This window comes from Terasakiella sp. SH-1 (assembly GCF_004564135.1).
Classification (GTDB): Bacteria; Pseudomonadota; Alphaproteobacteria; order Rhodospirillales; family Terasakiellaceae; genus Terasakiella.
The window spans coordinates 2,687,288-2,705,908 of the sequence record NZ_CP038255.1 but is presented as its reverse complement, the minus strand read 5'-3'; the positions used below and the strand labels follow the sequence as shown (position 1 = coordinate 2,705,908).

21 protein-coding genes are annotated in these 18,621 nt (G+C 43.4%); 10 read left to right on the top strand and 11 right to left on the bottom strand.

The window, feature by feature from the left end:
• Window positions 1–97: 97 nt before the first annotated feature.
• The gene (locus E4K71_RS12635; protein ID WP_135080101.1) at window positions 98–1,021 is read right to left on the bottom strand and encodes a hypothetical protein; all 924 of its coding nucleotides are present in this window, start codon (window positions 1,019–1,021) and stop codon (window positions 98–100) included.
• Entirely contained in the window at window positions 1,018–1,260 is a 243-nt protein-coding gene (locus E4K71_RS12630) for a helix-turn-helix transcriptional regulator (RefSeq protein WP_240796805.1), read from the bottom strand. Before E4K71_RS12630 ends, E4K71_RS12635 begins: the two co-directional genes overlap by 4 nt.
• A gap of 115 nt (window positions 1,261–1,375) precedes the next feature.
• Here E4K71_RS12630 and E4K71_RS12625 point away from each other — a divergent pair, with 115 nt between their 5' ends.
• On the top strand, window positions 1,376–1,705 hold the full coding sequence (locus tag E4K71_RS12625; protein ID WP_167730521.1) for a hypothetical protein: 330 nt from the start codon (window positions 1,376–1,378) through the stop codon (window positions 1,703–1,705).
• Between the two features lie 13 nt (window positions 1,706–1,718).
• Window positions 1,719–1,979 (top strand): hypothetical protein, encoded by a 261-nt coding sequence (locus E4K71_RS12620; RefSeq protein WP_135080098.1) that lies wholly within the window; start codon window positions 1,719–1,721, stop codon window positions 1,977–1,979.
• A 201-nt stretch (window positions 1,980–2,180) separates the two neighbouring features.
• Here the strand turns inward: E4K71_RS12620 and E4K71_RS12615 are convergent, their stop codons facing one another.
• Window positions 2,181–2,462, bottom strand: a complete 282-nt coding sequence (locus tag E4K71_RS12615) for a hypothetical protein (RefSeq protein ID WP_135080096.1) — start codon at window positions 2,460–2,462, stop codon at window positions 2,181–2,183.
• A 177-nt stretch (window positions 2,463–2,639) separates the two neighbouring features.
• On the opposite strand from E4K71_RS12615, the gene E4K71_RS12610 reads away from it, so the two are divergent.
• Window positions 2,640–3,014: a hypothetical protein gene (locus E4K71_RS12610; RefSeq protein WP_135080094.1), complete on the top strand. Its 375-nt coding sequence runs from the start codon at window positions 2,640–2,642 to the stop codon at window positions 3,012–3,014.
• A gap of 56 nt (window positions 3,015–3,070) precedes the next feature.
• Window positions 3,071–3,778, top strand: a complete 708-nt coding sequence (locus E4K71_RS12605) for a Rha family transcriptional regulator (protein WP_135080092.1) — start codon at window positions 3,071–3,073, stop codon at window positions 3,776–3,778.
• Between the two features lie 72 nt (window positions 3,779–3,850).
• Here the strand turns inward: E4K71_RS12605 and E4K71_RS12600 are convergent, their stop codons facing one another.
• The 4 genes from E4K71_RS12600 to E4K71_RS12580 all read right to left on the bottom strand — a co-directional run bounded on the left by E4K71_RS12600 (window position 3,851) and on the right by E4K71_RS12580 (window position 8,333).
• Window positions 3,851–4,747: a pentapeptide repeat-containing protein gene (locus E4K71_RS12600; RefSeq protein WP_135080090.1), complete on the bottom strand. Its 897-nt coding sequence runs from the start codon at window positions 4,745–4,747 to the stop codon at window positions 3,851–3,853.
• A gap of 537 nt (window positions 4,748–5,284) precedes the next feature.
• Window positions 5,285–6,454 (bottom strand): Fic family protein, encoded by a 1,170-nt coding sequence (locus E4K71_RS12590; RefSeq protein ID WP_135080086.1) that lies wholly within the window; start codon window positions 6,452–6,454, stop codon window positions 5,285–5,287.
• A gap of 138 nt (window positions 6,455–6,592) precedes the next feature.
• On the bottom strand, window positions 6,593–6,988 hold the full coding sequence (locus E4K71_RS12585; RefSeq protein ID WP_135080084.1) for an antitoxin Xre-like helix-turn-helix domain-containing protein: 396 nt from the start codon (window positions 6,986–6,988) through the stop codon (window positions 6,593–6,595).
• Between the two features lie 7 nt (window positions 6,989–6,995).
• On the bottom strand, window positions 6,996–8,333 hold the full coding sequence (locus E4K71_RS12580; RefSeq protein ID WP_135080082.1) for a site-specific integrase: 1,338 nt from the start codon (window positions 8,331–8,333) through the stop codon (window positions 6,996–6,998).
• 812 nt (window positions 8,334–9,145) lie between these two features.
• Between E4K71_RS12580 and E4K71_RS12575 the strand changes: the two genes are divergently transcribed.
• From E4K71_RS12575 to E4K71_RS12565, 3 genes are all read left to right on the top strand, one after another.
• The gene (locus E4K71_RS12575; protein ID WP_206201907.1) at window positions 9,146–10,039 is read left to right on the top strand and encodes a LysR family transcriptional regulator; all 894 of its coding nucleotides are present in this window, start codon (window positions 9,146–9,148) and stop codon (window positions 10,037–10,039) included.
• Between the two features lie 110 nt (window positions 10,040–10,149).
• The gene (locus tag E4K71_RS12570) at window positions 10,150–10,662 is read left to right on the top strand and encodes an alpha/beta fold hydrolase (protein WP_135080080.1); all 513 of its coding nucleotides are present in this window, start codon (window positions 10,150–10,152) and stop codon (window positions 10,660–10,662) included.
• Window positions 10,628–11,098: a hypothetical protein gene (locus E4K71_RS12565; protein ID WP_135080079.1), complete on the top strand. Its 471-nt coding sequence runs from the start codon at window positions 10,628–10,630 to the stop codon at window positions 11,096–11,098. The genes E4K71_RS12570 and E4K71_RS12565 overlap by 35 nt, the downstream gene beginning before the upstream one ends.
• A 494-nt stretch (window positions 11,099–11,592) precedes the next feature.
• Here the strand turns inward: E4K71_RS12565 and E4K71_RS12560 are convergent, their stop codons facing one another.
• Window positions 11,593–12,153: a recombinase family protein gene (locus E4K71_RS12560; RefSeq protein ID WP_167730519.1), complete on the bottom strand. Its 561-nt coding sequence runs from the start codon at window positions 12,151–12,153 to the stop codon at window positions 11,593–11,595.
• A gap of 368 nt (window positions 12,154–12,521) precedes the next feature.
• Here E4K71_RS12560 and E4K71_RS12555 point away from each other — a divergent pair, with 368 nt between their 5' ends.
• Together E4K71_RS12555 and E4K71_RS12550 are read left to right on the top strand one after the other, a co-directional pair.
• Entirely contained in the window at window positions 12,522–13,043 is a 522-nt protein-coding gene (locus E4K71_RS12555) for an ImmA/IrrE family metallo-endopeptidase (protein WP_135080076.1), read from the top strand.
• A gap of 3 nt (window positions 13,044–13,046) precedes the next feature.
• On the top strand, window positions 13,047–14,156 hold the full coding sequence (locus E4K71_RS12550) for a hypothetical protein (protein WP_135080075.1): 1,110 nt from the start codon (window positions 13,047–13,049) through the stop codon (window positions 14,154–14,156).
• A 10-nt stretch (window positions 14,157–14,166) separates the two neighbouring features.
• On the opposite strand, the gene E4K71_RS12545 is transcribed toward E4K71_RS12550, so the two are convergent.
• Window positions 14,167–15,363 carry a DUF3800 domain-containing protein gene (locus E4K71_RS12545; RefSeq protein WP_135080074.1) on the bottom strand — a complete coding sequence of 399 codons (1,197 nt, stop codon included), beginning with the start codon at window positions 15,361–15,363 and terminating at the stop codon, window positions 14,167–14,169.
• 77 nt (window positions 15,364–15,440) lie between these two features.
• Here E4K71_RS12545 and E4K71_RS12540 point away from each other — a divergent pair, with 77 nt between their 5' ends.
• Window positions 15,441–16,094: an IS1595 family transposase gene (locus tag E4K71_RS12540; RefSeq protein WP_135082029.1), complete on the top strand. Its 654-nt coding sequence runs from the start codon at window positions 15,441–15,443 to the stop codon at window positions 16,092–16,094.
• Between the two features lie 73 nt (window positions 16,095–16,167).
• Here E4K71_RS12540 and E4K71_RS12535 read toward each other — a convergent pair whose 3' ends face one another.
• On the bottom strand, window positions 16,168–16,419 hold the full coding sequence (locus E4K71_RS12535; protein ID WP_135080072.1) for a hypothetical protein: 252 nt from the start codon (window positions 16,417–16,419) through the stop codon (window positions 16,168–16,170).
• A gap of 234 nt (window positions 16,420–16,653) precedes the next feature.
• The gene (locus tag E4K71_RS12530; protein WP_135080070.1) at window positions 16,654–18,603 is read right to left on the bottom strand and encodes a hypothetical protein; all 1,950 of its coding nucleotides are present in this window, start codon (window positions 18,601–18,603) and stop codon (window positions 16,654–16,656) included.
• Window positions 18,604–18,621: the final 18 nt, after the last annotated feature.

The following is an 18,621-nucleotide window of genomic DNA, read 5'->3' as shown; positions in this document are numbered from 1 at the left end:
AACGAAGCTAAAAGGGCCAATTAGGGTGGTATCCAATTTGAATGTACTGAGATATAGCCGTTCCACTCAAAAAGTACTATTTTGAGTGGATATCATTTTATCCAAATTTTCTTTCATAATATCTTTGAGCTAACTGCAAAGCAGCGTCCATAGCTACTGGATAATTGTTGAAAATTGCTGATTTCCGAAAGTTTGGGTCCTTCTGAATATCCTTAAGGCTTGTTAACAAGCTGGATGGTTTTCTAAACAGTCTGACAATTTCGGTAAATGCGAGAAATACCCAAGGACTTCGAAAATAAAAACCGCCAGCGGTATTGTGGGGATTATCATTGCGTTTTATGAATCCTGTAAAATCTAGGCAAGGAGCATACACCCAACCATTTTGGTCATATTTCGTTCTGAACTCATCAAAGCTTTTCATAAGAGTTTGAGGGGTGATTATTGCGTCTGTTAAGTTCCCGCCGCGATCTCGTTTGCGAAGAAACTTTGTGTCAGGGGAATTGTGTGCCATTTCGATTATTGCTTCGGATGCAATTTCAAAATCTTTCTCACCTACCAAATTTTCCAAGACTTCTTTAAGAGTTGTTCCTCTTGATGCGGGAATATCTTTTATCCCCATAGCGCTTATAGTCCTCTTATCTATTACTTCATTCCAGATTATCAACCATCTTTCAAATAGGTCACAGTATCTTTCATAAGCGTCATGGTCTCTTTGGGCCTTTGTTTTTCCTTTTTTTCGGTCCTCGTTTATATAGGTGAAATAAGTTTGTCCGAATGCCTCGGTTAAGCCGGGAACCATAATGCCACTATCGCTGCTGACTTTCAGTGCTTCATACAACGGTGGTACAAAGCCCAATTGTTCATGAGCTTTGAGTTCTGATTGAATAAAGTAGATTGTTTCATAGTCAGGATCGGCAAAGATATAATCGGGCGTATCAAAAAAATCAGGTTCGTCATGAATGCCTCTTTTAGAAAGAATGTCCCTCATGGTCAGCCAAATATCAAGATATCTTGGTATCATGTTTTTTCCTTTAGCCTTATGCCAATACCACCCTCTAGGCTCTGGGCACCATTTTCTATGAACACAATACCAGCGCTTTCAAGGGCTACCTGAATACCTTCAAGCGTACTAACTTTTGCGTCTGCACCATTTTCAAACCGACTTACAGTGTTGGCGGTTGTTCCTGCTTTTTCTGCTAATTCACGGACCCCCCAGCTCAATGCTGCTCGGGCCATTTTGACTTGTTCTTTGTTTATCATGTGTACTGTGTCCATTTGTATTTGTACAATGTATTGACTTGTGACCTGTTTGTGTGTACAGTGTACATATTGATGATGATGAAATCAATATGGAGTTCATGCAATGCGTTACCGGATGAAATCAGTATTTAGCCGTAATTGGGAGCAAGGCAAACGTCAGGCGTTTGTGTCAGTTCAGAAAGTCTATGTAACGGCGCTGGCGAAGAAGGTGATGCGTATGGCGTGGGCCATTGCTCAGGAAGCCCAGGAAGATTTTGGCGGTTCTGTTCGCCAATACCTTAAAGAAGCTCTGAAAAGGGCTTGGGCTTTAATTAAAGCGGATCGGGCGGAATTGGTAACAGCAGACATCTGTTTTCATTCTTTAAAGCGTAATAATGTCAGACAGATGCCAGTTTCAATGAAATCCCGATCTCAGTGCGCCGCTTATTATGCGGCTTGTTGGTAAAGAAGGGGCAGAGATGAAAACCACTAAAGGAATCACACAAGGAAAAGAAGAAAGTATGCAAAAGATTTTGCACGAATATTCATTGATGACTGAAAGCGAAAAAGGAGCTTTTTGTGCATTCGCAACAGACATAAAATCAAGGCGAGGAAATGGGGCAGGACCTTTACATACAGCCGTACGAGAGGATGGTTTGGACTATTTTGAGGCGGATGGGCGTTTATGGGGTTCTCTGACGATTGTCGGTGAAACGCATAAATGGCAAAGGTTTGATTGAGGAAGAATAATGAGTAATGTTATTGAATTCAAGTCTACGCCAAAATCTGACTATAGCTTAGTAGACGATCCTGAATATGCAAAAATTGTTAACTTATTGAGGTCGGCAGATTGTCCCGATGAGGTGATAAATGAATTCCTGCAAAGGATGCTTCAAGTATTTTCATAATAGGGACATTAAAGTTTTTAGTTAGGCGAATTGTTATGATTTCCCCTGTTTTTCAATAAGCCATTGTCGATACATATGCATTTCAACTTTATCTAAAGGCTTTCGATGTAACTCATGGTAGGCGTATTCTATTGAAGCGTATAAACGTTCTTTACATTTTTGCATTCGAGCCGCATGGAGTCGATCACTCCGGCGGCTCTCTTCGTTATAGGCAAGGCAAGTTTCTATAAGCTGCTCCATGGTGGAGTTTCGGCCACGATCACGTAATTTTTCAGCATAGGCTCGTACTTCATCATCGGTTGGTTCATCTGCCATGTTACCTTCCTTTAATGTATCCAGACTTAAGATTTTAGCTGACATATAGGCCTTTGGCCATTCTGAAACTCTTATAATAACATAATGGTAGAGGTACCAAATTCTGAACAGTAAGGACAGAGAAATGAAATTTTTGAGAGTTTTAGTTTCACCCCGCCAGATTGGTTTGCTGAGGGGATGGAACAGGTGTGTATTTCACCACTACCCCGGCACGATGCAAATCGCCGTACCAATATTGCCACAGCAATTGAATTCCTGAGTTCCAAATACCTGAAGGATTTTGAAGATCGTCCGTTGATGCTGGCGTTTCAGGTTGTGGATCTCGCCTTTTGTGATGTGGTGCGCCAAGGTCTGTTGGATGTGCCGAACGGGTCACTGCTGTCTGATTGTTATGACGTTATTCGTACCATTTTAGAACATGAAGAAAATGCACCCCTCTTGGGTGGTGTCCAGAAATCCGCACGCAAAAATGCCCGTCGTTTAATCAGTGCCATGCAAAAGGATGGTCTGTTTGTGAACTGGCATGAAGGCAACCTGCTTAACAAGACATAGGGGGCTGTCGGTTATGCCTGATGATATCGTTTGGTCAGTAAGGGGAGGACAATGGGGTGTTACCTGTCGTAAAGCAGTTCAAAGGTAAGGTCTTTGCTGATAGCCGTGATGTGGCCGATTATTTCGGAAAACGTCACGATAATGTCATTCAAAAAATTAAAGGCATCGGTTGTTCAAAAAAATTTCGCCACCTTAATTTTAAGGAGGCTGAATATATAGATGATCAAGGGAAAGGACGTAAGTCATACCAGATGACCAAAGATGGTTTCACTTTCTTGGTTATGGGGTTCACAGGCAAAAAGGCAGCAGAATTCAAAGAATGCTACATCCAACGCTTTAATGAAATGGAAGATGCCTTAAATGGTCAGGGGTTATTTTGGCAGGAAGAGCGGGATAAAGGCTTGGTTTATCGCAGGCATTTCACCCAAATCTTGCAAGATCATGGTGTTAACGGCTTTGGCTTCAAAAACTGCACCGATGCAATCAATAAAGAGGTTGCTGGCTGTACGGCAAAAAAACTCATCGAAAAGCGTGGTTTGCCAGCTAAGGCCAATGCAAGGGACGCCCTTAATTCTGAGGAGCTTCATTGTACCTGGATGATTGAACGACTAGCTAGTGAGCGGATTGAAGTTGAGGGCAGGCAAGGCAATAGAGACTGTTTCGCGGCAACTCAATTGACATCACATGAATTTATGGACGCCATCAATCAGATGAAATCCGGCTGGCTACCTAAGCAGGTATTGGTTTCTGGCGAAGATAAATAGGGGGGGCGACTTATTATGACTGCTCATCATAAAGGGGATCGCTTCGGCGGTTAAAGGGTAAAAACAATGACGTTATTTTGTAGGCAAAACCCATTTTGCAGGAATCTCCACCCCTTCCGGTATGTTGGTGGGCGGCCTGTTGGGAATGGCGAAAGCACTCTTGAGGCTGGGGACATTTTTTGCCTTTTCGAAATCCGTTCTGATGAGGATGCTCCCTTCGAGGATGGCCCCAGCGAGGTCAGCCCCTCTGAGGTTGGCTCCAGCGAGGTTGGCCTTATAGAGGTTGGCTCCAGCGAGGTTGGCCTTATAGAGGCCGGCCTCAGAGAGATCGGCACCAATGAGGTTGGTCCCAGAGATATTGGCGCTATAGAGGTTGGCCCCAGAGAGGTTGGCCCCAATGAGGTTGGCCCCAGAGAGATTGGTCTCAGAGAGATCGGCCCCGGAGAGGTTGGCTCTATAGAGGTTGCCTCCAGAGAAGTCGGCTCCAGAGAGATCGGCCCCAGAGAGATTAGCCTGTGCCAAAACAGCGCCATTCAAATCAATCCGCTCGATAGGCACATTTTCACGCACCAGTGCCTCAACACTTGGCGTCAAGGCTTTCAAGCCTTTTCCATCAGGCAAGGCATGAACCTGAGCGATCTGGGCAAACAAGGTTGCGATACGCACTCCTCGATCTATGCCGCGTTGCTCGTATTCCAGCCAAAAAGCGATAAACGTAACCACAACAATCGCCAAAGCAATAAATTCAGCAACCAATCGCAAACCAGCAGAAGCTTTAAAGCAGTAAGCCACCCATTCACCCAGCCATTCAATCGGAGACAAGGTTTTAAGTATTGGGTGAGCGCTTTTCCAAATCTCTTTAATCTTTCTTGGTGGAGAAATGCCAGCTTGGCCTTGAGGCAGCGTTTGCCTTTGCCGCGAAAGACTTTCTGCCCTGCGCATGTTTCTTTTTTTAATAGATTTCATCATGCCCCCACTGACTTACCCGATGAAAAAACAAATGTATCACAGAGCTTGCAATGACGGATATTAACAATTTTGAGAAAAGCAATCGCAACCCGAGGGAACCAGTCAAACCTCAAGTAAACTGTGGGTTTGAACTAGATTTTCCCTCAAATGGAAATCAGCGCTAAACGCTAATATAAACGTCTAACTATCTTGACGTTTTATTCTGTTGGAAAGTGAGAGAACGTCTGGAGTAGGCGGGTTGATATAATTCAACCTGGCAAATCTTTGTTTTTCATGAGGAGAGGGTAATCTATGTTTTTTAGCATTGTTACAGGGCTGACAGGCAAAGACTTTGTTTGACCAATCGTTTGCTCCACCCAGGGCTTTGGGAATGAAATGATCTTCAGTAAACCCTATGTGAGGGTTATTATTTGGACCATTGCCAAGTGAAAAAGGTGGTAATTCAACCTCGCAATAAAAACAACGTCTGTTCTGAGCCTCAAAACGTGAACGGATAAAGGCGTTGGTCAATTTATTACAGCATGGATTTTTCACGGCCTACCTCGCTATAGGCTCTGTACCGCTGCTTAGGATACTGATGTAATCCTGATATACGAATACTTTGTTCCTCTCTTTCCCTGTTACCTCTCTAACAATGCCCAAATCTTCCAGCGCTGTTAGGCTGCGCAGAACCGTTGGTAGCGAAACATTACACGCCTCTTTAATGGTACCGGTATTTGCAATGGGCTGGGATTGCAGATAAGTGTGAATTGTCAAGACAGCGGCCGTGGACTTGCCGGACTCACCAATTTTAAATCGATCAGCTTCAAAGAGGTCCATAATAGCTCTTGCTGTCGCCGTAGCCTGATTGGCTGTATCAATAACGCCTTCAAGAAAGAACTCTATCCAGGCTTCCCAGTCTCCTGTTTCACGGACGTTTTGCACGTGATCGTAATAGGCTTGTCGATTGGCTTTGAAATACAGGCTAAGGTATAGCAAAGGCTCTTTAAGGATGCCCTCTGTACATAAAATAAAGGTAATCAGCAAACGCCCCAAACGCCCATTTCCATCAAGGAAGGGGTGAATGGATTCAAACTGCACATGGGCCAGCGCGGCTTTGATCAGCGCTGGGAGGCGGTTCTTTTCATCGTGCAGGAATAGTTCAAAGGCGTTTAGACATTCGCCCATTTTTTCCGGTGGTGGCGGGACATAATTAGCCCGACTGGGGCGTGTCCCCCCAACCCAGTTTTGTGACGCTCTGAATGCGCCGGGTTGTTTATCACCACCCCGGGCATTGTTCATCAATTCCGCATGAATTTCTCGGATCAACCGCAAAGACAGTGGGAATTCTTTTAGCCTGTCTAACCCGTAATTCATGGCAGCAACATAGCAGGAGACTTCGGTCACGTCGTCAATAGGAGCGCCAGGAGCTTCTTCTGTTTCAAAGAGCAGCAAGTCAGACAGAGAGGATTGCGTACCTTCAATTTGCGATGACAATACAGCTTCTTTGCGGACATACATGTATAGAAAGAGTTTGGAATCAGGCAAAATCATGCTCATGCCATCCAGTCGCCCCAAAGCTGTACTAGCTTGATCTAGTAATGGATACAGTTGGCCCATATCTAATGGCGGGGTAGGTGGTAGCGGGTCAGGGATATAGGCTTGGTAGGTATCGCCAGCGACTGCCGAGCCATTTATAAATTGTCCGGTTTGTTCTCTTGCAGCCATCTTTCCCCCCTAACTAACATAAAACGGCATTTTCGTTATTTATACTAGTGTAAATAACATGAATGTTAGTTATGAACAATTAAATAACGAAATAGGTGATTTTTGTTAGTTAAATGAATTTGACTAACATAGATGAAACTAAATTTTAGTTTCCAGGTGTCTCCGGACCACGAACAAGTCAGCAACATTTCCTGCAAGCATTCGATCCAGCGCTGGGCGATTTGCAAAGATCGGTGCCTTGTTGGGTTGCTTTATCCAGCAATCGGCACGCTGTTTATCGGGCAGCAATATCTGCAAGGCTTTGTATATGGCAAGGATGTGTGAAACCCGTTCAAGTGTATCACGTTTTAATCGCGCTGTTTCGGTCGACTTACGCCACCGATAGAAAGTGGAGGAATGCGAAAGCCCCAAAAGCGTCATGCTTTCGGTATTGGATAACTTCCATAAACTCGCAATTTGGAAGAATACTTTAAGCGCTGGGGCTGACAACCCTTTCCGGCCAGCGCTGATTTGAATATCAAATGCTTGAGACATAACACTATCACTTTTTTGAGAATTGAATAATTTCAGCGCTCTCTTGCTCAAGCCCCATCGCGTCTGATAATTGGCGTCCTATTACTTCTGCGGCCTGTTGCTGCGGGTCGGTTGCGAGGTGTGCGTATCTTGCTGTGGTTTGGGTTTGTGTATGCCCCATAAGGCCACCGATCTGATGTAGGGTAATGCCAGCGCCAACACCGATACTTGCAAAGCTGTGGCGTAGGTCATGGATACGTACGTCAGTGACACCACCGGGCAGTTTATAGTCTTTGTCAGTCGCAATTTTCTCAAGGTCATTTAAGGTAGGGGTTTTACCAGTTTCTTCTTGATGGCGTTTAATGACAGGTCCCCATACGTCGTCTTGTTCCAATAGCATGACTGTAGCGCGCTGGCGAATGCGTCGCCAGGTGGGGCTCAGGTCTTCCCAGTGGGTGCCCTTGAATTTCCCCACAATCATATAAGGATTGTCTTTCAGCTTATCGATCCCTTGCAAAATTGCCAGCGCTGGGCCATTCAGCGGAATATCTTTGGCCCCGGTTTTACTATCGGGAAGGGACAGGCAGGCGCGTTCCCAATTTACATATTCCCATTTGGCTGTGAGAATTTCACGGTGTCGAGCGCCGGTGAATATCAACAGTCGGATGGCCGCAACCGTTTGAGCAACGGCTAGGCCTTCCGTCTCTGCAATGTTCAAAGTTTGCGAAACAGCCTGTAGTTCATCCCGGCTGAGGTAACGGCGGCGCTTTTCTTCTTTGAACTTCTGGACCCGTTCCGCCGGATTACGCCAGTCATGGCGAATTTCCAGCAGGTCATCTGAGGCAAAGTTAAAGATTTTAGATAATAGAGATAGAAGCCTGTTGGCTTGGTATGGCGTCTTGCTGCAAGATTGATGTAGTCGGCGGACATCCATCTTCGCTACATCAACAGCAAGGGTAGCCCCTAGTTTTGGCAGAATGAACCGATCAATCATGCTGTGGTTATCGGCGATGGTGTTTTCCTTGTTATGGGGAATGGAATGTTCCGTCATGAACCGTTCGCATAGTTCTTTCATGGTTTCAGCTTTACGCAACAGGTCTTGTTTGACTGCCGGATCGTTGCCACGTTCCACTTCTGACAAAAGTTCAAAGGCGGCTTTGCGGGCCTGATCAACAGTCATGGCCGGATAACGTCCCACTTTGCGTTTGCGTTCGCGGCGACCTGCGACTCGCCAATAGACCTGAAATGTCTTTGCGCCCTTGGGGCTGACACGTACACCAAAACCTTTCAGCTCATCATCCCATTCGGAATATTCCTTATCCGCAGGCTTAAGCGAATCAATAAGTCGTTTTGTCAATTTTGGCATAATTACCTCACATCATCCGATCTGGACACTTCATGGACAGGGTTTGGACAGGTGTTTCCCTGACCTGTCCTTCCTCTAGCGCGCAGATATCAAAGCGCTGGGACACCTTGGACAGGTTGGACACCTTTTGGGCCTCTCTATCTCGATATTATCTGTGTCTGTTGAAAGTGCCAAATTCCATTTGGACGCAATTTGGACGCAGATTATCGTTATTCGCAGTGATTTATGGTTACGCCTAAAATAATGGAATGTCACTATTTTTATTATAAAACAGTATCTTAATGACGTTTAGTGATTGGTAATTATCTTGCGTGATGTAATGTTTGCCTGACTACGAATCAGGCGGTTGGAGGTTCGACTCCTTCTGGGCGCGCCACTTTCAAAACCTCGAGGTTAACGCCTTGGGGTTTTGTCGTTTCTGGCCTCAATATAAGAATATCAATGCTTTAAAACGATATTCTTCCCAGATTATCTGAAAATTTTGGATGCCTTCACCTGTTGTGGAGCACCTTTTTATGACCTCAGTAGACCAAACCGTAGACCATTTCCCCCATTACACATTCATCAAGAATGGCATTTATTACTTCTCAAGGCGTGTTCCTACTGACTTACAGCATCACTATCGCCAAAAAAGAGTCGTGATGACGTTGATAGTTTGACCTAACCCAGAATGTCTCAAAACACATCTATAACATACACAATAATGTTGCATGAAAACACTCGACACATAGACTGCATTGATGCCTAAATGACAACAATGGTGCAACATGGATTTCCCCAGCCGTTTACTTCTCTTTCTTGAAGTCGTTGAGATGGAGACTTTTACGAAAGTCGCTGAACACAGGAATGTGGATCGTTCTGTTATTTCAAAACAGATCACCAGACTGGAAGATGAACTTGATGTACGCCTCCTCAATAGGACCACCCGTTCTATATCCCTAACCGCTGCTGGTGCCGAGATGGTCAAGCAAGCTAAGCAATTGCGTAGCTTACTTTCAGACACCAAACGATTGGCACAGAACTATCACACTGAGCCAAGAGGTTTACTTCGGATTACTTGTCCGAGTTATCTAGGGCGTCACTACATCCATGCTGCTGCGGTTGCCTTTCAGAAGGAGTATCCGGATGTGGAAATCGAACTGAGATTAGAGGACCGCCTTGTCGATCTGGTTGGTGAGGGCTATGACATTGGCTTTCGACTGGGCAAACCAAAGGACTCCTCGCTCATTACAACCAAAATTGCACGTAACCGGATGTTGCTTGTGGCAGCACCAAGCCTTCTTGACAAACACGGCACCCCGAAAACAATTTTTGATGTTGAGAGACTACCAGCGGCAATCTTTTCGACCAGCGGGATACAGGGTGACAGAATCAAATACTCTGACGGCGCAAAAGACGCTCACTTCAAGCTAAACACAGTCTACAAATCCAATGAGGACGAGCTTTATCTAAAAGCCGCGATTGATGGTGTCGGCATCGCCTGTGTTCTAGCCTATATGATCCATGACGAAATTCTGGATGGCAAGCTGGTTCCAATCATGACGGATTTGAAACTGGCTGACTTTGGGGAGTGTTATGCTGTCTACCCTCACAAAGAAGCACCGATCAAAACAAAACTGTTCATCCGTTATCTGAAAGAGCATATAGGCAGCTCGGTTCCTATATGGGAGAAACGCATCCCGAACTTCGATCAAATGTATATCTAAGTCTTATTATTGGTGCAATTTTAGCACCAATGTTTTGTTTTATAGATCATTTATCGTCACAAATATACTCGTCATACTTTTCTCAAGCTTAAACAAGACTTAAGGAAAAGATGATGATTGATGCTTTACGCACACCTGATGAATATTTTGAAAACCTGCCGGGTTATGACTTCAAACCCAACTACATTGATGACCTTGAAGGCTATGAAGGACTACGTCTTCACTATTTGGATGAAGGCGATCCTAACGCTACAGAAATTTTTCTCTGCCTACACGGTGAACCCTCCTGGAGTTACCTCTATCGTAAAATGATCCCGGTGTTCGTTGAAAACGGAATTCGCGTGATTGCGCCAGACCTGTTGGGTTTTGGGAAATCAGACAAACCCATTGATGAAGATGTTTACACCTTCCACTTCCATCGCAACTATCTGATGAGGCTCATTGAGCGATTGGACCTGCAAAATATTACGCTGGTCTGTCAGGACTGGGGCGGTCTTCTGGGGCTTACTATTCCACAAGACATGTCAGAAAGGTTTTCTCGCTTGCTGATCATGAATACAGCCCTGAATATCGGTGAAGGCGTCAACGATGCATTCCGCGAATGGAAAGTCGTATCAGATTGACCTCGACCTACTAAAAGCGTGGCGACAATCCATAAAACATGAAGCCATGGAAGAAGCTCGAAAAAGAGATGAGGAATTGATACGCCATCAATCCAGCCTTGACTTGGAAGGCGGTCAAGACCGGGGAATTTCCTTATTCCCCCTAGAAGTCCGTAAAAAAGCGGCCGAAACGGTAATAGCCGAACACAAAGCAGGATTGCAACGCAGTGAACTCATCAGAAAAGATGATGCTGTTTCCACTATGGAAAAATTACTTAGCTATTTGGCAACAAACCTTAGAGACTTGGGGAACCGTCTTGAACGAAAATGCAATCTGGATGCAGTTACTGTTACAATGATCGAAGATGAAACAATGAATTGGCAAGCTGAAATAGCGCGAGATCTTCAATCACAGGGCTGGTTGAATGACAAAAACGAGACCGTAGGCAATAAATAAAAGATAATTTCCCTTTACTCAAACCGGCTGCAACAACAGTCGGTTTTCTTTTTACCTACGTATGGACACCTTATGGACAGATTAAAACGCAAGGTGTCCAAGATAAGCTTTTGTTTTAATTGCGGCTTGGACACTTGGACACTTGGACAGGTTGGACAGGTGGATTCTTTTAGAATCTTAAAAGAAGTATATAAGAGTAAGGGGTATCGGCAGGTGCTGGGGTTGAAGCCCTACGAAATCACACCGACTGCGTCCAAATTGCGTCCAAATGATTTTCTGAAATATGCCCTGAAAAGGAAACACCCTGCTAAGTATTTGACTTAGCAGGGTGAAAGTGGCGCGCCCAGAATGTTATCCTGTTTTGGGGTGCCTTAATGTCCAAGGTTCTATCTACTGGGATATCGTGCCCTAGCAGATGGCTGGTTGCCATTATGGTCTAACCGTGATGAGCTACAAAGACCAATAATGAGCACAGGCACTTTATGGACAGTACCTTACATTTTCAGGGCATTATAGTAGCTGGATTTGCTGATATTCAGGTGTTTCAAGGTCGTTGCTACTGTAACGCTCTTATCATTATGAGCATGTTTGATATGCTTGATAAGATCAGGGGTTAATTTCTGAGGTCTTCCAAACACTGCACCATTGTCTCTGGCGATTTTTTGACCTGCCTTTGTGCGTTCAATGAGAAGGTTCTTTTCAAATTCGCCTAAAGCACCAAGGATACTGAATAGAAGTTTGCCAGTGGCAGTACTGGTATCAATTGAATCCATCAGGGAAACAAGTTCTGCACCCTTGGAATTGATGAGGTCTGAGATTTCTAAGAGGTCACGTTGGGAACGGGCAAGACGATCAAGCCGCCAGACAACCAATTTATCACCAGCTCGCAGCAAATCTAGAACAGCATTCAGTTGAACTCGGTCACGTTTAGAACCTGATTGTTTCTCCTTAAAGATATCCCGTTCATCGCAACCGTACTTGATCAAAGCATCCAGTTGTAAGGACCAGTCTTGATCATTTGTTGAAACCCTTGAATAGCCGAAAGTCCTGCCCATTGTGTTGCGCCTTTTTCTGAGTCCAAAAAACGTCTCCAGAAAGAGGAATGTCATCGGACTTTCTGGACTAACTTATTGTACGGTTTTCTGGGGTGTTTTCAATCAATCCGGGCAATTCCATTTAATGAACACTTTTTGAACTGGGTGAGAATAAGGCTGCTCGCCATAAGCCTGGGAAGCCTTCATGAGCTGAGATGCTTTGTGCGTGATAAGTAGCAACAACAAGACAATTAAAATAGACATATAGAAATGTGTGATTTTAAGCACATTCTATAGTACTCCACTTTATTATAATGAAAGCAAATCTTTACTTTTACAATCGTCTAAGGCATTGTGCATTTAACCACTAACGCTATATCAGTATTGTTATGACCGAATTTATAGCACCATCAAGTTCCAAACTTTCAAAAAAGGAAACTCTAAACCTCGCTGCTCAGGTGGCTGAGAGATTGGGGTATACACCTGGTGAGTCTTTACTTCCAATTATTGAAGAACTTGGAGGCGAGATTATTTATGTTTCTGACGGAACTATTAATGAAACACAGGACGGCTCTATAGTCATCGACGAAGACGGTAAGTTTAAGATTTTCCTTGCAGATGACGTTGGTAGAAACCGCCAAAGGTTTACAATTGCCCATGAATTGGGACATTTAGTACTTCACTACATCCTTAATGAAGAAAAGCAAGCGATGAAAGCTCATCGATACGGAAGTGGCCCAGTTGAGTGGGAAGCCAATTGGTTTGCTGCTGGTTTTCTAATGCCAGAGAATGCTTTCACGAAAACATATCATGAGTGTGAAGGTTACCTCACTGAAATGTCAGAGAAGCTTGGGGTGTCATACAAAGCTGCTGAAATACGCGCCGATCAATTAGGATTGGACGTTTGGTAGGATATGACTGAAACCAAATTCTTGCAGTCCGTTCTACGATTATTTCTTAGCGTTGACATTGTAGGTTCCACAGCACTTAAACAAGCGTCAAGAGATGGCGAAGACTGGCAAGAAGTTATTGCTGGATTTTTTTCGGACTTTGACCGTCATCTGCGCACGGAATGGCAATCTTCAAAAAAGAACCTTGGGGAAGACTTTTCTCACTTGAAATCTTCTGAGCCTGTTTTTTGGAAGGGGTCAGGTGATGAGGCTCTATATTATGTAGATATTGCCACCAACGACGAAGCACTTTTCAGCGTTGCAAGTTTTGTTAAAGCAGTTAATTCCGTAAGAAAAATTCTAAAAACAAAAGATAGTCGACTTGATCTGAAAGCTACTGGCTGGTTGGCAGGTTTTCCAGTCAACAACTTTGAGATTGTAGTCGGAGGTACTTTTGAACCCCCAAATGCTGAAAATCCAGTTTGGGACGATCGGTGGGTACGTTTAGTAGCTCAAAGATTAGCATTTGATCCCAAGAAAAATCAAAACCAGTTCTTGGATTTTATTGGTCCTCAAATTGACTTAGGATTTCGTCTGACTGGCCATGCGACACCCCGCCAAATGGTTGTTTCAGTTGACCTAGCTTGGTTGATAATTGAAGCATACAATAAAAAAGTTGAAAAATGGACCGGACGCTTTGATCTCACTAAGTTCATGTATGTCGAGCAACGAATAAATCTCAAAGGTGTTTTATCCGGCACACCTTACCCTTTAATTTGGATTGATATCCTACCAAATGAAGGTTTTCACGAAGCAGAATTCATTGCCCTTAAAAAGGAAGCAGCAGACCCTGCTGATTTGAAAAAGTATTGCGAGAAATTTGTTCAAACTATGCATTCAAAGCATAATTGGATGATTTTGCCATTCATCAAAACAGAAGGCGGTGAATGCATTGGTGAAGAGCCGGAACACCAAAAGGGTACACTGGAGCAGTGGAAAGAACGATGGGAAGTTGCCCAAGAAGCCATTGAAGATACTGAGCCAACTCAAGAAAACGATGAACTAAGAGCCGAAGAAATTAAAAAAGCTATTGAGACATTTGCAACTGTCTTTAAAGCCCTCAAAAACATATAGCTCAGCACAACTATTCCTCATAGCTTCTCATAAAAGGCGGCAATCCATCTTTTTCATATTGGGCCATGGATTTCTGACGGTTTTCCTCTGCCACCTTCAACAATTCCACACTGCGTTTCTTTTGCTCATTTGTCAGTTCTACGCTGTCATCAAAAACATGGCCGTAATTTTCAAGCAAAACTCTCTCAACACCACGAAATGAAAAATCATTCTCCCAACCATTTGCAAATACATAATCCAACAACTTTGCACATTTCAGCGGGATTTTTTTTCCTTTCTGAAACTGGCTATACAGCCACAACACAACATCTGCAATTTGGATTCCTGCACTTTCCTCATCTCTTTTCATGACGAATTCACTGCCTGATAGTTTTGACAGGTAATATGTTTCACCAGCCCAGGAAATTTCTTCGGAGGAAGCATTGGAATACATATTATGATACATCGTCAGCATATTCTTAAATTGGATTTGTTCATCATGATTAATCATTGCCACTTTCTTTTTCCGTGCGGTGACAAACTTTTCAAGGCCATCCAATAAATTGGTGAAAGCGACTAGGTTAGGGAAGTGTCCTTGTCTGGAAATCTTTCGATCCACATGAATTTGAATAGATTCCTTATGTTCTTTCGCCCATGTAAGAGCCTCCCCAAGAATTTCTTTTGATTTCGCATCAGGTAAAATATCGATATTTGCCAAAAGGCGTTCACAGACTTTCGGCAACAAGGCATAGGCTTTTTCTTCTTTGGGTTCCAGTATGCATTTCCAGAACATCTTGGCTGTTTCTTCATCTATCATGGTTGATAATTTAAACATCAACATGATTCGTAATGGACGGATATTATAGTGGTGCCAGGCAACTGCTGCATTTTCACCGGAATCACACAAACTATCAAACACCTTTGTGGCCAAGAGGTATTTCTTCTCAACCCTAGAAACGAAGAAGGTTGCCTTAGAAGCAATAAAAAGCCGCAGAAGTTCATCTGCAATCAGTTCCAGCTTACCCAAGCCGAATTCTTGTGCATGAAGTACGTCCGCATCAATCTTTTTTGCAATTCCCTGAACGGAAGCGGAATAAATTTTATCAAAGTCACCGCTTGTAATCAGGGCCGCAGTAAAGAAGTCAGGTTGATTTTCATCAAAGATATTGTGGCCAGTATTTCCGGTCTCATCAACATAGGCGTAATATGGAATTTTAGATTGCCCCATATACGTGCCTCCCAAATATCATATTATTTTTGGGGCTGAAGTAGCTAAGAACTGAAAGAGGTTCTATAATGGCTACGATGTACACTCGAAAAAGTCGCCTGACATCACGTCAGCAAAGCAAGCTTATTGAGCATTTTGTCGCAGGCAGCACTGCCCGAGCGACTGCTGAGATTGTTGGCGTGCAGGCGAACATGGCGATCCGCTTCTTCATGCGGCTTCGCCAATTGATTGCCAGCAAGTTGCCGAGCTATCGTTTGCAAGGCGAGATTGAAGCTGATGAAAGTTATTTTGGCGGTGTCCGTAAAGGAAAACGAGGTCGTGGTGCTGGCGGCAAAGTGGCTGTGTTTGGCCTTTTAAAGCGGGGTGGCAAGGTCTATACGGCAATCATTCCCAATGCAAAGACAGAGACGCTGTTACCGATTATTCAGGAGAAGGTCGAGCCTGACAGTATCGTCTATACCGATACGTTCGGTGCCTACAACGCACTGGATGTTTCAGACTTCCATCACCGTCGCATCAACCATTCCAAACTCTTTGCAGACAAACAAAATCACATCAATGGCATTGAGAATTTCTGGAATCAGGCAAAGCGGCATATGCGAAGATTCAATGGTATCAAACCTGACCATTTCTACTGGTTTCTCAAGGAGTGTGAATGGCGTTTCAATGGAGGCAACCACGCAGACCTCCTAAAGCAGCTGAAAATATGGTATAAACAGGCTAAACATTAACCCTTAGCTACTTCAGCCCCTTATTTTTTTCTTAAACCAAATCCAAGCCGTACCATATTCGTATGTGGTTAGGTTAGTTCTTTCTTATGCGTTTCAGCACTGAAATATCTTTTAACTGAACTGCCAAACTGCAAACTGTGAGAAATGCCGCCCATTTACTTTGTTTTGCCAAAAGATCAATCTTGCGAAGCAGGTCATTCTCGGCTTGAATTCTCTTTTCAATCAACAAAACTTCCCGTTCAACTTGATTGAGAAACCCTTCTTCAAGGGTTTGTATATCCTGACCTTTTCCATTTCTTTCTACATATTCTTGAAACGTTTCCATATCGACCTCTGTTCATAAAGATGATGATTACCACTGGCAAAAAGCTGAAGAAACCAATCATCGCTTGTCTTTATTTATAGGGACTGAGGTTAAAGCCTCTTCAGCTTTAAGAGTATCACACAAGTGGACCAGTTAACGCTTGTCCACGTATCACTTTGGATAACGGGAAGACAATATTCTCATTTAAGGTGCAGGTGAGAATATTGTCAGTGTCCATTTAGCAAGGTCTTTGTCCTAAATATGCCCGTATTTTTCCAGTGATCTCACGATTTGTTGGTAATGTTTGGGTTTACCATGAGTGTCACAAATTGATTTCACTGCAGATAAGACATCATGATATGGGATTTTCCATTTTTTAAGAGCGTTCACCGCGAATGCAAATCGTTTTGTATGCCTCCCAGATCCATCCTTCATCGCCTTCAACGAATTCTTCTCGTGATTGAAACTCTCGAAATCCGGCTTTCGGGCATGTTTCGATGCCGGTAGTTCCGGTGTGACAGTTTCATTATGCTTGAATACATCCGTTTCCATGGTCTCCGTTAATTCAACTGGCGCAGGTTCACGAACGACTGATTTCAAGATTTCATCAACTTTCAAAGCTGCACTAGCAAACGCACGTTTATCAACATTCCTGGCATGGAAACAACACCAGTCGGGGTTTTCTCTGTTAGTTGCTGGTGCATATTGAGATTGTGTAGGGTTCGCTGCTGTTTTATCCAGACCCAATTCTTTATCGATTTTACCTGTCTTCTTTTCAAGATATGACACAATCCAAAGATAAATGTCCTTGTACTCTTCTTGGTCAATGTATCTATCAATGAAGATTTGCATTCTGTAACGGTTCGGTTGATCTTCAGACCGAGAGAACGAGTTATACAGGATGAAAGAAAACTTTTGCCCATATCCGGCATTCGTATCAAGAATATCAACCATTTGTTCCGTAGATAAACACCCGTCATCGATATCAATTTGGATTGATGATGATACCAGATGGTTTGCCTTGCATCTTAATGAATCCCCCGAACCTTCAAGACGTTCATAGATGCCCGTATTTAGCACAAAATTATCGGATTTGTTTTTTAGAATACGATGCGATAGCTGTCTCATTGTTGAAACATATTCTTTGAGTGACCCTTGAAATTGTGTGAAATCTTCATCAGCAACATCATAAATGCTGGGATGTTGCGTCATCCGAAATGCAATTTTTTTATACGTTTTATCTTTAGTATTCTCTTTAGAGAAATCGTATAAATTATCTGCATCCTCAGGATCAACAATCATTGCCTTCAATTTTTCTGCCGACTGTTTCTTGCCGCTTGCATTCAATTGACGTTCTGATGCAGTCAATGCACGTGGTTTGTATTTGATAAAGTCTTTTTCGTTAAATTTCTTAAGCAAACCACCACCAAGGAGGTTCATCAACCATTCGCCTTCTTTTTTTGTGGTGACAAAAACATTCACGACTTCTTGACTGTCTCCATCCCGTAAGGCAGTTCGCATAATGGATTGATACATTACTTCATATTGTGTGGAACGTCTCAGAGTTTCAGGTGAAATACCAAACCAATCTCTCAATTTCGCAATGTGCCTTGGGGTCCTGTTCAGTGCTGGCAGAAACACAATATTTGTGTAATGACGGTATTGGTTCAGCCCTTTGTTCTCAACTGACATTCTTTCCCAGCCGGAAGCATTACCCATCAATGGCAAGTCGTCATCATTGTTTCCTACGTAAAGAACTTTTGTCTCTTCACCAATGTGCGAAAGAAGTTCACGCTCAATCTTATCAATCGTCATTTCACCATGATCATCAATCTTGGACTTTAATGATTTAGAGTTTTGTTTAACATCACTCAGATAGTGAATCTTGATCCTTTCAGAGAGGTTCCCATTGGTATTAAATAGACGTCCAATCAATGGCTGATGAGAATTCATGTCGATTCCTAGGTGGTTTTTCCAGTAGTCATACATTAATGAGTGTTCGATATTTGCACCTAGGATTGTGCATCCCATAAACAGTTCTGGTTTCACCATTCCTAGTGCAAAAACCTTGTTTTTCGTATTATCATCCTTGTCAGCCAACGTATCCCCAGTAATCGTCATCCAACTTTCTGCATCAATACGGATTTCGATATACGGATTTAAAACGGCCTTAAATAAATCGATAAATACACGATCTGTATTCAAGGGTTTCAACAAATGATC